Below are 14,683 nucleotides of genomic sequence, written 5' to 3' on the forward strand. Positions count from 1 at the left end.
TATGCATGAATTTCGATTTGAGGAAAAAGCGATTTTTCAGACTAAACCAAAAAAGTATTTTGCAATTTATTAAATTAGCGATTATAAAGCCGCAACCAATGACTTCAAACTAAAGTTTCCTGATTGTAGTATTTTTACAGCTTACTCAGCTCAATTAAAATAAGCAACAAAAGGGAATCAAGGTACTAATTTTTAGGTATAACTTAGCTTATGACCAATTATTATTAATCATTGAACTAAGTTATAGCTTACTTTTCTTGCATTAGTTTAAAAATCAAACTTGTCTTCTTCTAGATGAAGTAGTTTTACTAAAGCAATGATTCCCAAAAAACCAATAAAAGCAGCCATAGCTACATCAGAAAGATAATGTTTTTCCATAATCATTCTTGAAAAACCACCAATGATTAAATAGATAAAACCAATATATTTCAAAAATTTTTTCAGTTTTTCATTATTGTTATTAACAAACATAGGAAAAAAAAGTGCCATACTAAAACATCTTGTGTGACCTGATGGAAATGATGCAAAATTATCAGAACCTAACATACCATTGATTATATACCATGATTTAAATAACTTTTTTTTAGTTAAATTCATAAAAGGACGTGGTCTGCTAACAATATTTTTAATTTGATTAAGAATTTCTCCAGTTGCCGTGTCAATTACAATTCCAGCTAAACCGACGATTACCAATCTTGCAAGATCACGGTCACTAACTTTTTGTAACCAACTTAATTGTATAATTTCGTGAATTATATAAAAAGAAATTATATATATTAAAATAATATTTAGATCTTTGTTTGTAATTATGAATGTGTAGTTGCTAACAGCACCAACAGGTAGATTTTTATTAATATTTGCAAAAGCTTGTCCCATTTGGCTTCTAGCTTCAATAAAAAAGTCCCAAGTCTTAGTTAAACCAAATAAAAAACTAAAAATCATTGTTATATATTTAAATAAACGATTTTGCAGTCTAGTCCCTTTTTGAAAAATGACTTCTGCTCCTAAAAAACATAGAATTACATTTGGAAATGCGCCTATATCTTGCATTATAGCTGCCCACCATACATTTTGATTTCCTACTAATTTAGAAAGTGGTTGATCCCAAATAGTGCCAATAACAAATAATATTAGGATTACAATTAGAGTAATGGTAATTGTTTTCTTGGAAAAAACTTTGTAATTTGACTCTAATTTTTGCTTAGTATTCATATCCATAATTAATCGATAACTTTTTAAACCTTTCTAGATTTCAATTATTAACTCTTTTGCCATTGGTTTATTGCTACAATATGGAGTTATTATCAATTGCTTTTGTTTGTTATATTTAACATAAATATTTGTTTTATAAGTAACAGCAAGATAATGCTTTACTTGGCCATATTCTTTTATTACATAAAATTCTGCGCCTTTAATTTTTGGCCAAGTTAAATGAATCATACCAATTCGCTGATCAATAACTGGTCTAAAATCTTGATTAAAGTTTTTTAACTCAATATATTTTTCACCAATAACATTGCTTAAATGTTGTGCAATAATTTTAGCTAAAGTAAAAGCACCGAACGAGCAAAAATGGGTTATATCATGCTTGTTTTCACTAAGATTAGGATAATCTGCTTTACTCGTTTGTAAATAAAGCATGTGTGCTGCATCCCAACCTAAAGTATTTAGTAACTCCGTTGATTCTTTGCCTAAATCAATTAACAGGATATTTTTTTGGTGACTAAGCTGCAGCATAACTTTGCGGTAATCATTAAAACATACACTAAACCGTTTTATTCTGCTATTATATTTAAACTGTGCTGGCGGAGAAACTAAAATCGGAATAGCTTTTCTTACCAATGCGCTATCTATAAATTGTTCTAAATATTTTGTGAATTTTTTGGGTTCAACATAACGATTAGGACGATACATTGTTGCATCATTATCACCGAATTGGATGAGTAAATAATTTCCCGGAGAAATATCTTTTAAAATTGCTTCAAGTCTTGCTTCTAAGATAAAAGACTTAGATGATCTTGCTCCTATTGAGCGATTATCAATAAATATATTCTCCCATTCATAGATTGTTGCTTGCGGATAAAAAGATGATCGCCTTATTTTTACCGTTTTTCCTTTTAATTGATGATATAATTCTTCTCCCCAACCTGATTGCGGATATTCTGTTAAAGAATACGTTTGTGCTGTAGAATCAGAGGCAATATAGATGCCTATTTTTGTGCTAGGTGGCTTTAACGCCTGCCGTTCTAGCTTCAAATATTTCAAATAAATTGCTGCAACACGTGCTGTTTTAGCATTATCAGGTCGATTATGAGTAATTAAAGATAAATCAAATGATGTCTGCGATAAGGCAATTTCCAATTTTAGTTTTAACTGCCCTGTAGCTGGAATTAATATTGTTTTTTCGTTAATTCTATTAATAATAATATCAACTTTTTGATCAACTTTTTCAGGATTAGCAACTGTTAAGGAAAGTTGATAGTTGGCATTAGCAACTTCAAGTACTAAATGTAATGTTTCAGCGTAGGTATAATGTGGACAAGTTTTAGTATCATCATTTATTGCTACGCCAGTTTCATCCCATGATTTATTGATCATTTTTAAGCCGTCTAAATCAGTCTTTACAGAGTAATTACTAGTAATTTGGGCAGATCTTGGATAATAAACCTTTTCTTGCCATCCTACAGCAGATTTAGGGTACTCACAAAAATAATATTTGGGAGTATTGGTAAAATTATTCTTTTGAAAATCAAGTACAATGTCTTTCATTTTATACACTACTTTTTATACTTCGCGTAATATCCATAACTTTGTTATTTCCCCAAACTCTTTCATACGGTAGTCCAGTTAAATTTTCGACAACCGCCTTAGTAGTAGGAGTGACGTCCTTTTTTGAACCACCATTTCTAAGCCGCTTTATTTCCCGCAGAATAATCTTATGATTTTCTACATTCAATTTACAAATGTAAGAAAAGGCTATACCTAAAAGCAATAGAACGATCGGTACTATACAATATAAAATTAATAGAGCATTGATCGTGGTTGGAGATTGTACTTTTGTACCAGCCTTAAATCCGGTCGTTTGTAAAATAATACCGATGATTAGGGTAAAAAGCGAATCAAGAATAGTATCAATGGTAGTGTTTACACCAGCATATTCTCCTTCTCGCCTTTTGGTAGTGACAATTTCATCGACATCTGGTAAAAAAGTAAATATATATTGTGAAGAATTAACGACTCCAGTAATACCAAAATTTAGCGCTACCATTGCAATAATCCACCAAATATTTAAATGATCTGGTTTTAAAACGGCTAGTATGAAAATGCCAATAAAGACGACGATCGCTCCCCAAGCACCCACACGGTATGAAAACATACCATTTGTTTTAGTCTGTAACCACATGAAGAACACTAAAAAGATAATACCAAAAAAGTAGCCTACACTCGTAGAAACAGCAACTTCTGTGGGACTTAATAGTAAGACAAAGATAATGAAGTACGTATTAATATCTCCCCGAATAGTACGAAACAATTCTTCACACTGCCACATTAATAAATATGTCCAATAAGATTTTATTCTGATAGCACTAATAAAATTCCAAAAAATATTAACTAAACGTTTCCACAAACTAATTTTATTTTGCTCAAGAACTGTCGACTCATCAACAGGTCTTTCATAAACCGAATTATAAAAAAGAATCAACATCAACGTACCCATAATATCATAGACTATGGCGGCGATTACAAAACTATTAACATTATTTTGACCACAAAGTTTGAATATCCAAGCAATAAATAAAGAAGCAAATATTCCGGAAGTAGCTGCTCCAGCCTGATTGAAACCTACTAATTGTGCCCTTTGATCAGAATCTTCTGACATTTCTGATGTCAAAGTTAACTGAGAAGTTGATAGCATCGGCGTAATAAGAAAATATAGCAAAAAGAAAATAAAATATGATGGTTGTGGCATTCCTGGAATCCACATAAAAATATAGGTCAGGGATTTTAGCGGAATTCCTATTAGAAACATTGATTTTCTACGCCCATGTTTGCGACCAAATTTTGTTTGATACAACCGGTCTGAGATGTAGCCATAAATTGGGGTTAAAACAGCACCAATAATCTTAGCAGATGTGAACATTAAAGTAACGACCACAATCGGAATTTTGAGAAAAGTTGTGTAATAATACATCAACCATGTAGTTACCAGTGTGATCATTACATTGGACAATTGAAAAGCCGAAAAGCCAATTTTTCGCCATAAAGGAATTTTAACTCCTTCTCCACCTGTAGAAAGATACTGGGTGTTTTTCTTTTCTTTGCTCATAATTGGCCTCCTCATACAGAAAAGCACTAATCAATTATTGATTTAACTAAACTTATAGTATCGTACATTAAGTACCCATCAGTTGAAATACTAATAATATTATTGCTTAAAATTTTTGCGGCAGGTAATTTTATCTGCCATAGGTGATAGCCACCACTTTTCATGGCTGAGCGGTAAGCGGCACGATCATTTGGGAAAGTTTTAGTCGCTAATGTATTACCATTTAAAATGATTTTTATCGTGCAGCCATTATCATTTGTCATATTTTTTTGAGATGTGCCGGCAAAGGATAGTTGCAGCACATAGTCTTGGCCATCGAATTGTAATGATTTTTTACTAAAGTGGATTGACCACTGTCCACAATCATTTTGCAAATAATACCATTCTGTATCTTTACCAATGTAGTAATCCAAGTTTGTAGGAACCAAATTAATCCAACTATAATTTCTTAGTTGATCGTTTAATTTCATTCCAGCTGTAGTATGGGTACACAGTCCAATTTGCCAAATAGTTCTTGTTGACCGTTTAATTTTTAGTAAACCAAGATTTAAATTGTGATTGGTAACTGTTACATGTTTTAAAAAATGCGTTGTCAAATCATCCGCATAATTTTCATAAACATATAAAAAATATTTGTCTGGTCTGATGTTATTGATGTTAAATTCGCCTTCAGTATTCGTATCCGTATAGTACATAAAACCAGCTTTTTGCTGGTTAAGCGGAACTTGATCAGCATCAGTATCAGTTAGAATGACTGTACAGTTTTTATTATGATATTCTGAATAAATTTTACCTTTTACTTGAAAAAGAGTTTGGACATAATCAGGGTCTTTAACCCATTTATAAGGCCAAGAAGCTTTTTCATGATCCGCTTTTTTTTTGGCATCGGCTAAATCACCATTATTTAAATAAATGCACCATGGACCAAAAATTTTATTAAAATTAGGCTTAACTTCAAACAGGCCTTTGCCGAAGTGCTCACTAACCATGTAATTTAGGATAATCGCATCATAGTGCACCATTAGATCCTGATTAAGAGGACCACAACCATACGCACTTTTATCTGGTAAAATTAGCCAAAATCCTAATTTAGCACTAAATTGTCCCCACAAATCTGTCTTTCCCAAATAGCCAGCATAATCATATTTTGAATAAATCATACTACTGTCATAAAGTGAACCATCCGGCATGAGGTAGGTTTCATCTTGTAATTTTTTCCCTTGCATCATGTGCGCGGAAGAAGGTTGTAATCCAGTGCGCTCGCCATTATAGCTAATAGGAAATAAAGAGCGATTTAATCGGTAAACCGTGCGTAATTCATTAATTTTAAAGCTGTGGTGCACGTTATTCCAAGCTTTAACATAAGAATAAATTGCGGGATCGTTATTATTTACAATAATATGATATTCAATACCTAATTCTTTTGTATCATCAATATATGCAATATGTAGTCTTAATGCAGATTTTTCAATAATTTTTAGGGAAGAAGGCTGTAAGTTAACAGTTTTTCCAGCCATATGATAGTCACAATAAAAACTATGACTTTTATCGGGATCATTCGGTTCGCCAGCAAGGTTGGTAAGTAATTCCAAGCCCTGATAGCGTAAATGCCTTACTTTGCCTTGCTCATCAAAATATACTTGCAATTTACCATTATCAATTAAAACTGCGCGTGAATTTTTGCCATTAATTTTAAACCATAGACTTGATTTCATTTTTAATTTACCTTTTTAAAAAAGACCAGACAAAGCACAAGCTCTACCTCGTCTTTAAATCAAATGATCAGCATATCGCATTATCTACTACAAGTGTAGTTGCTATACCCCAAATGTGCACACTATTTATTTACTTTTTGCAAAACCAATTTTGCCATGCCTAAAATTCCGGCATTATTGCCTAAACTTGCTAATTTAATATTAATTTGGTTCTGATCGCTAAAATAAAGATATTTATTCATAGCACGTTCAACTTTTGCTCTTAAAAATTCGCCAGCATTTGCTACACCGCCACCGATAATAATTTCTTCTAGATTAAGAACATTAGAGACATTTGCTAAAGCCAATCCTAAATAATCACAAGCTTGATCCACAACGCACAAAGCTAATGGAGAATTTTGCTTTGCCTTATCAAAAATTTCTTTTGCTGTGATTGAGACTTCATCTTGTCCACTCTCTTTTTGATAAAGATGTACTATTCCAGTGGCTGATGATACCGTTTCAAGACAACCGCGATTGCCACATGTACATTTGAATCCCTTTGGGTCAACAATAACATGTCCTAGTTCACCGGCAGCACCAGCAAAACCGTGAACCAACTCACTATTTAATACAATTCCGGCTCCTACACCAGTTCCTAACGTAACGTACATTAAATTGTCTTTACTGCTACTATCTTGCCATTTCTCACCGATAGTAGCAGCATTTGCATCATTTTCTATCACAATTGGAATATCCAAGCTTTTTTTAAGCAGCGCTATGATATCTGTATCATTATTCCAACATAAATTATTACAGTCATAAACAGCCAAAGTCTCGGGTCTTACTGATCCCGGCATACCTAGACCAACTCCTAAAAGCAGCTCTGTATTACTTACTTGCCGTTTTATTTCCCGAATAATTTCTGCCATAACGGTTTCTGGTGCAGTTTTTGTGGGAGTGGCAAGAGACCATTGCCTTTTTATGTATCCAGTTTCAGTAACCAAGCCAAATTTAATTGTTGTTCCTCCAAAATCAATACCAATTACAACATTTTCCATATTTATCGCCCGTTATTTACTAAAATTTTAATTTGTTAAATCATCAATTTTTAAATAGTTGGCAGTATTAGCCGATACTTCTTTATTATTAATAGTTAATTTTTCAGGTCTTACTTTGAAGTTTCGTCCGTCAGCTACTACTTCTCTTTTTACATCATCTATTTTAAAGCGTTGGAGTAAATTAGTACGAGAGGGTAACTTACCATTTACTGTAAAACAGGTAATAAAAATAAAGTGATTAGTACCGTTACTGATAAATTCACGGTTCGTTTCGGGACCAAACTTAGTTTTTACAATTGAATTTGAAAAATGAATAAAGCAAGCAGCATTACCTTTACGAAAGGCTAACCAATTTTTACCACTTAATTCTTCATCAAACTCCCAGAATGGATAATACATATGAATAAAGGGTAAGTCATCTTTAGTTAAATTATATGTCATAAACATATAATTTTTATACTGATTAATTTGAGGTTCTCTATTATTACCTGCCCAGTAACTCGGCTTATGATCACCGCTATACTTACGCTCACCTGGATTAGTAATCCATACATTAGTAATCATATCTTTCAAAGTAATATTCATATTATGTTGCTGGACTCCATGCTGACCAACTTGGTAGTTAATTACACTGGCCATTGCGTATTTAGGGGCTTTATAGATATATGAATGAGCCTGATTAATCCCTTGAAGATATTCAAATTTATATGGTTCAGTCGGTATAAAGTATTTTTTGAGCTTACTTTGCGGTACATAATCAGAGAGTGAAAATATGGCAACATCCCTTAAGGCATCATTAAAACAGCCAATATTAAACGCCACTTTAGATAAACTTGCAATTTCACTTAAAGAGATATTTTTCAAATTATGTTCATAAACGCGCCCATAAGTTGAAGCATAATTTTTACCAAATGAATTAATAGCAATAATTTGGAAACAAAAATCTAGTCCTTTTTTCGCTAGATTCCTAATACTTTCATCTGGTGCTGCATTGTATAAACTAAATAGACCAATTAAATCAATTGGCATGTAAGTTAATGAATTCCATTCAGCTAGACCATACTTAAAAAACTCATCAAACCAGTCTTCAATTTGCTTTTTACCCAGTTCATATTGTTCTCTGCCTTTATGACCACTTACAGCAAATAGTTCATTAGGATAAAGATGACCAGCAAAATAACGTGCAATATGAAATAAAAATGCGTGATTTTCACTGAAATACCACATAACATCATTACCCGGCTCATCTATCCAATATCTAAATTTTAGTGAAGTTTCTTTAAGCGTCTGCTTGATTTCTAGGGGCATCTTGTCCGGATATTTAATCATAAAGCTTAACAAAGGTGCCAAAATAAAGTCTGAACAATCCCCATGGTTATTAACTAAATTAAGAGCACTTTCTAATTCAAAAGGCAGCTTGTGTCCTTTTTTATAAGTAAGAGGCTTATTCAGATACATCTTTGCCATAGCAACATTAATATCATCAAGATTTTGCTGAGCATAATATTCTAAAGCCTGTTTTTTGCGCTCTGCCAAGGTTTTACCAGTAATTACATTTTCATAATTTTTAGTATTATAAATTGTTAGCGTAATAATTCTTGTAACCCATGAATCGTCTGGCAATTTTACCCCAAATTCAACATTGGTTAAAGAAGCAAATTGGAAATCATATGTATTGCCCATTACATATTCATGAGCACCTGTGTTAATTGTTATTTTGCGCTCATCCTGTTTAAATTCGGTAATATTTCCGTTCTGCATATCACTATATGGATCATCGGTAGGTGGATTAAATCTAATTCTTAAAACAGTATCTATTGTTGAATCTGCAAAAAACTTTATGTCACCTTGAGCATAATAATCTTTCAGGAAATGAATGGAAGCCAATAAATGTTGCGCATTGTCAAGAGCAGAAGCATCTTTAACTGGAATGTGGCCATAGAGCTTTTTAGTGCTTAAATTGACCATAGAAAAGATAAAATCGGCGTCTCTTTCTGCTAAGTCATCAAAATAAACAACTATTTCATTAGTACCTTTTGCTAAAAACAATTCGCAATTTTTAGCCTTAGTTGTATTCCGCGTATAATTTTTATAAGTTACTTCCAACTCATCATTAACCCATATCTTCATGCCACCAGGTGTTGAAATTTGGAATGGAATTTTAGCATCTTCATCCAAATCAATATAAGTTTTAGCCCAACATCTTAAGATTGTAGGCACCGGAACCTCAGTAGATAAAGTAATAAAATCATCTTCAAATCCAGAATACACTTTGGTATATTTAATATTCTTATCTAAATCTTGATGATCAATTACTTTATGAGTTAAAAAATAAGCTCTTCCCGGATACTCATTATCAATGCCGTTCATCTCATACTCATATGGACTAGGACGAAGTCCACTACGAAATTTTCGTGGTGGAACTGTAGTCTGTCGTTCGTAGGTAATTGGTGAAAGCAAAAAATTAGTTAAAGATTCATTTTGTGAAGCAGTAAATTTCTTAGAATCCATTTAAATATTTCTCCTAACTTTTTATTTTTTGTGACCGCTTCCATGTTTTTAATTTAGCATAGTAATTTAACTAAAACAACTTTTAAAAAAAACTGGTTTTTTTGATGAAATATGTATACAATTTTCATTGGAACCGCTTTCTAGAGGATAAAAGGATTAGATTTAATTTATACTTAGGGGGGTAATAATTTAAAATGAATAAACTTTCAAAAAGGATTTATACTAAGCGAAAAGTCACTCTCTGGACTGCTATATGTTATGGTTTAACTGATTTCAGTAGTGGTGGGGCGCAAGCTGTGCAATCAGCGTGGATGCTCTACTTCTTTACATCATTTTGTAATTTGTCGGCTACACAAGGTACTTCAATTATTGCTATCGGCAGTTGGGTAACTGCAGTTTTTGGTTTGGTTGCTGGTGGTATTACCGACAACTTTTACCATACTAAACTAGGAAAAATATTTGGTAGGCGTCATTTCTTTTTAATTTTTGGTTCCCCATTAATTCTTTCCTACATTTGTCTGTGGTTTGGTGGTTTAAACTACTGGTACTACTTCTTTGTTTATTTAGCATTTTTGCTAATTCAGCAGATGATTACGGTGCCGTATTCAACATTACCTAACGAAATGACTACTGATTTTAATGAACGTACGCTACTTTCCACTACTAGGTTAGTTTTTGCTGCGTTTTCTAACTTTTTTGCCAATTTTATTCCAGCACAACTTTTTAAGGTGTTCGGACAACACAGTGCTATGGCGCTAACGCTTAATGCCGTGTTCTTTGGTATAGTATATTTGCTTGGTCTTTGGCTGACAGCCTTTAATACTTGGGAAATGCCTGTTGACCAAGTTGAAAATGTTGCTGACAAAGAAGCGAAAGAAAATAACCAAAAAAAGAACCAAAAAGTTCACGGTTCTTTCTGGAAAATATTGGGAAGACAGTTATTGGATTATCTTCGCGTATTCCGGGTAAAATCATATACACAACAAATTTTAATTTATCTACTGTCATTTACCGGCTTTGATGTTATGAGTATGGTATGGACATATTATGTTATTTTTTGTCTACATGGCACTGCTTCTACTGCTGGGTATATCATGTCATTCGCTGGTTTCGGCTTTATTGGTACTTTAATTGGCGGCTGGGCAGTTGTTAAATTTGGACCTAGAAAAATTTATGGTGTAACTTTAACAATTGATTTGGCTACATTTATTATTCTTTATGCTCTAGGCAAATTGCAACCCAAGAACACATTTGTATTATTATTTATTATCATGATGCTCTTTATAATTTCGAGGGCTATTGACTGGTTCCTGCCATGGAACATGTACCCATTTATGCCAGACTTGGGCGAACTTCTCACTGGCGAAAATAAAGCTGGTACTTTCCAAGCAGTTGTCAGTTTTGTCCGTGGTTTAACTTCTGGACTATCTGGCATTTTCGTTGGTATGTATCTTGATAACAATGGCTTTGTAAAAAATGCACCGACTCAACCAATTGCAACCCAAAATGCAATTTTAAATGTTATTTTATTTGGCTCGGGTATATTGATTTTCTTAGCACTACTCATTTCATTAGGTTATAAATTAAACAAGAAGAATCATACAATAATAATTAATGAAATTGCCAGACTTCGTGCCGGCGGCTCTAAAGCTGATGCTACTGATGAAGTAAGACGTACCACAAAAGAAATTATCGGCGTTGATTACGATAATGTATGGCCAGAAGCTAAAAACTCAAATAACTAGATTTAATTGCTTAAGAGATCGGAAAAATATTTCCGTCTCTTATTTTTTATAGAATAAAGAAAGTGTTATAAAGTAATGGTAAAAATTAAGAATCCTGTACTAAATTGGTTAAGTGATCCGGAAGTTTTTCAAGTTAATCGTATACCGGCACATGCGGATTTTGATTTTTATCAAAATCAAGTAGAATTTAAGAATAAAAAAACCAGTTTAAAGCAAAGTTTAAACGGTATGTGGAAAGTGCATGTTGCTCAAAATCTGTCTACTGCACCATTAAATTTTTACAAAAATGATTTTAATGATAATAGTTTTTCATACGTTAAAGTCCCCGGCCAATTAGAATTACAAGGATTTAATTGCCCTAAATATGTTAATACGCAATATCCGTGGGATGGACATGAACAGTTGATGCCTCCCGCTATTCCGCAAAAATTTAATCCAGTAGCAAGTTATGTTAAGAGGTTTAAAGTTAATGATAATTTTAAAAACAAAAAAGTTTTTCTTTCTTTTCAAGGCGTACAAACGGCTTTTTATGTTTGGTTAAATGGTTGTTTTATAGGATATAGTGAAGATTCATTTACTCCTAGTGAATTTGATATCAGTGATTATTTACTACCTGGTATCAATCGTTTGGCAGTGGAAGTATTCAAATACTCCAGTGCCAGTTGGCTGGAAGATCAAGATATGATTAGATTGTCTGGGATATTCCGTGATGTCTATCTTTATGCTGTACCCTCTATTTATGTCAAAGACCTGCATTATCAGCCTGTTCTTAACACCGACTTTTCAGAAGGAAAAGTTAGCATTACTGCTGAAGTGGAAAATAAGAATGATCAAACCAAGTTTTGCTTTGAATTATTCGATCCATGCAATAACAAAGTGTTAGAGCGAACTTTACCTTATAAAGAATTATCCCAGGCAGTATTTAAGATAACTCAACCTAAGTTGTGGAGTGCAGAAGAACCTAATTTATACAAAGCTGTTCTTAGTATTATTAATCAAAAAAATCTTATTGAAATCACGTCTACTCAAATTGGCTTTAGAAAATTCGAAAAAAAGAACGGCATTATGTTGCTAAACGGAAAAAGAATTGTCTTTAAGGGCATTGACCGTCACGAGTTTGATTATCGTTTTGGACACAGTGTCACTAAAGAAGATATGATATTCGACATAAAATTTATGAAACGGTATAACATTAATGCCGTAAGAACATCTCACTATCCCAATCATCCTTTGTGGTATAAGCTTTGTGATCAATATGGTATCTATATGATTGATGAAGTTAACTTAGAAACTCATGGATGCTGGTTACAAATTGATTCTTTAGGAAAATCTTGGAATATTCCTGGTGATCATCCTGAATGGCTCCCCGCTATTATTGACCGTGACAATTCTATTTTTCAAAGAGACAAAAATCATCCAGCAATCTTAATTTGGTCTTTAGGAAATGAATCATATACCGGCGAAGATTTAGTCGCAAGTGCCAATTGGTTTCATCAACATGACCAATCAAGATTAGTTCATTATGAAGGATTCTTTAGGGGTGGTGCAAATCAGGAATATTCTGACATGGATACACATATGTACTGGAAACCTCAAGATATTATTAATCAATTGGAAAAACACACCGACAGGCCTTTTATTCAATGCGAATATATGCATTCAATGGGTAATTCAACTGGTGGCATGAAATTAGACACTGACCTTGAGGACATGTATCCTAACTATCAAGGGGCATTTATTTGGGACTTTATTGACCAAGGCCTTTTAGCAAATGACCCACGCGGACATAAATGTATTTCGTATGGCGGTGATTGGACAGATCGACCAAGTGACTATGAATTTTGTGGTGACGGTATTCTGTTATCTGATCGTACCCCTTCTCCTAAAGCAGTTGAAGTTAAGCAAGACTATTCTAATATTAAAATAAAAATTGATCAGGAAGGTTTTGCCATTGAAAATAAAAATTTGTTTGTTAACACTTCTAATTTAGTTTTTACTGCTAAAATGTTAAAAGATGGCAAGCTTTTGAAGCACCAAGACTTTAACCTAGTTGTTAAACCTGGTAAAAGCTTTCATCAATCTTTGGATTGGTCAACCGATACAAAGTCAGGGGAGTATGTTGCAGAAGTTTCGGCTAAACTTAAAAATAATACTCTATGGGCTCAGAAAAATTATGAAATCTGCTTTGCCCAAAAGCTAATCAAGCACATTGACAAATCAATAGTTCAAAAAGATAAAATTAACGTTGTTATTGGCAGTACCAACATTGGTGTCAGTGGGGAACACTTTAGCTTAGAACTATCAAAGGCCAAAGGCGGCTTAAGTTCATATAAATACGACGGACAAGAATATATTTCCGAAATTCCTAAGTCTAGCTATTGGCGTGCATTAACCAATAATGACGATGGTTACAATGGCGGCTTTAAGCTTGGTATGTGGTTAATTGCTGGTAAATATCAAAAATTAATTGATAGTAATATTTCTCAAACTGAGACAACAGTTACGATGAGTTTTAAGTATCAATTAGCTCTGCCCGAAAAAGTGTATAACATTATCACCTACACGATAACTCAAGATGGAGCTGTAACAATTACTCTTTCTTATCCAGGACATAAACATTTACCTAATATTCCTGCTATCGGGATGGATTTTAAGTTGCCATTACAATTTAACAACTATGAGTTTTACGGTTTAGGACTAGACGAGAATTATAGTGATCGTAATAACGGTGTTAAACTCGGAATTTTTAAAGGTAGTGCTCAAGACAATTTCACTCCATATTTAGTACCACAAGAGGCAGGAAATCATGGTGAAACACGTTGGCTCACAGTAACTGACAACAATGGACAAGGGTTAAAATTTACTGCACTCAATAAGTCGTTTGAGCAAAGTGTTCTTCCTTATAGTGAATATGAAATTCAAAACGCTCATCATTATTATGAATTACCCAGTCCTTACTGCACCAGAGTACGAATTTTGGCCAAACAAATGGGTGTTGGCGGAGATGATTCTTGGGGTGCACCAGTTCATTCACAATACCAAATTAATGCAAATAAACCAATTAAACTATTATTTAAGTTCCAAGGTTTTAATGAAAGCCATTAAACATTTAGGCTTTTGATAAGAAACTAGTAATTAGATAACTGTATTTGATAGCTCTTTAAATAAAAACAAAAAACATATTGTCAAATTAAACTAATATCAACAATTAAAAAGAAGATAAAATAATTTTTCAATGTGTAGACTTCTTCTTTATTAAATCAGAAAGCAAATTTTATTAACTCTTTTAGCTTACGTCCAAGATTTTTAATTGCGGTAAAATATAACTAAAAAAGAAGGTGAGCT

The 14,683-nt window shown here is 33.1% G+C and carries 8 protein-coding genes; 2 read left to right on the forward strand and 6 right to left on the reverse strand.

What is annotated here, in order from left to right; genetic code table 11:
- Positions 1 to 267 precede the first annotated feature (267 nt).
- The 6 genes from Q0K80_RS07880 to Q0K80_RS07905 all read right to left on the reverse strand — a co-directional run bounded on the left by Q0K80_RS07880 (position 268) and on the right by Q0K80_RS07905 (position 9,593).
- Positions 268 to 1,218, reverse strand: coding sequence for a phosphatase PAP2 family protein (locus Q0K80_RS07880; RefSeq protein WP_103752532.1), 951 nt, complete (start codon positions 1,216 to 1,218; stop codon positions 268 to 270).
- A gap of 27 nt (positions 1,219 to 1,245) precedes the next feature.
- Positions 1,246 to 2,769, reverse strand: coding sequence for a hypothetical protein (locus Q0K80_RS07885; RefSeq protein WP_103752531.1), 1,524 nt, complete (start codon positions 2,767 to 2,769; stop codon positions 1,246 to 1,248).
- 1 nt (position 2,770) lies between these two features.
- Positions 2,771 to 4,327, reverse strand: coding sequence for an MFS transporter (locus Q0K80_RS07890; RefSeq protein WP_103752530.1), 1,557 nt, complete (start codon positions 4,325 to 4,327; stop codon positions 2,771 to 2,773).
- Between the two features lie 26 nt (positions 4,328 to 4,353).
- Entirely contained in the window at positions 4,354 to 6,042 is a 1,689-nt protein-coding gene (locus Q0K80_RS07895) for a polysaccharide lyase family protein (protein WP_103752529.1), read from the reverse strand.
- A gap of 122 nt (positions 6,043 to 6,164) precedes the next feature.
- A complete protein-coding gene (locus Q0K80_RS07900; RefSeq protein WP_103752528.1) occupies positions 6,165 to 7,082 on the reverse strand; it encodes an ROK family protein in 918 nt (305 codons plus the stop codon).
- A 27-nt stretch (positions 7,083 to 7,109) separates the two neighbouring features.
- Positions 7,110 to 9,593: a hypothetical protein gene (locus Q0K80_RS07905; protein WP_294605173.1), complete on the reverse strand. Its 2,484-nt coding sequence runs from the start codon at positions 9,591 to 9,593 to the stop codon at positions 7,110 to 7,112.
- Positions 9,594 to 9,787: 194 nt separating this feature from the next.
- On the opposite strand from Q0K80_RS07905, the gene Q0K80_RS07910 reads away from it, so the two are divergent.
- Both Q0K80_RS07910 and Q0K80_RS07915 read left to right on the forward strand, forming a co-directional pair.
- On the forward strand, positions 9,788 to 11,338 hold the full coding sequence (locus Q0K80_RS07910; RefSeq protein ID WP_103752526.1) for an MFS transporter: 1,551 nt from the start codon (positions 9,788 to 9,790) through the stop codon (positions 11,336 to 11,338).
- 75 nt (positions 11,339 to 11,413) lie between these two features.
- The gene (locus tag Q0K80_RS07915; RefSeq protein ID WP_294605176.1) at positions 11,414 to 14,443 is read left to right on the forward strand and encodes a glycoside hydrolase family 2 TIM barrel-domain containing protein; all 3,030 of its coding nucleotides are present in this window, start codon (positions 11,414 to 11,416) and stop codon (positions 14,441 to 14,443) included.
- Positions 14,444 to 14,683 lie beyond the last annotated feature (240 nt).

Origin of the sequence: uncultured Lactobacillus sp. (assembly GCF_945290125.1) — a bacterium.
In the GTDB taxonomy this organism is placed as follows: domain Bacteria; phylum Bacillota; class Bacilli; order Lactobacillales; family Lactobacillaceae; genus Lactobacillus; species Lactobacillus rizhaonensis.

Bases quoted from the DNA above. Each gene is read 5' to 3' on its own strand.
- Q0K80_RS07880 (WP_103752532.1), bottom strand. From the start codon at position 1,218: ATGGATATGAATACTAAGCAAAAATTAGAGTCAAATTACAAAGTTTTT.
- Q0K80_RS07885 (WP_103752531.1), bottom strand. From the start codon at position 2,769: ATGAAAGACATTGTACTTGATTTTCAAAAGAATAATTTTACCAATACT.
- Q0K80_RS07890 (WP_103752530.1), bottom strand. From the start codon at position 4,327: ATGAGCAAAGAAAAGAAAAACACCCAGTATCTTTCTACAGGTGGAGAA.
- Q0K80_RS07895 (WP_103752529.1), bottom strand. From the start codon at position 6,042: ATGAAATCAAGTCTATGGTTTAAAATTAATGGCAAAAATTCACGCGCA.
- Q0K80_RS07900 (WP_103752528.1), bottom strand. From the start codon at position 7,082: ATGGAAAATGTTGTAATTGGTATTGATTTTGGAGGAACAACAATTAAA.
- Q0K80_RS07905 (WP_294605173.1), bottom strand. From the start codon at position 9,593: ATGGATTCTAAGAAATTTACTGCTTCACAAAATGAATCTTTAACTAAT.
- Q0K80_RS07910 (WP_103752526.1), top strand. From the start codon at position 9,788: ATGAATAAACTTTCAAAAAGGATTTATACTAAGCGAAAAGTCACTCTC.
- Q0K80_RS07915 (WP_294605176.1), top strand. From the start codon at position 11,414: ATGGTAAAAATTAAGAATCCTGTACTAAATTGGTTAAGTGATCCGGAA.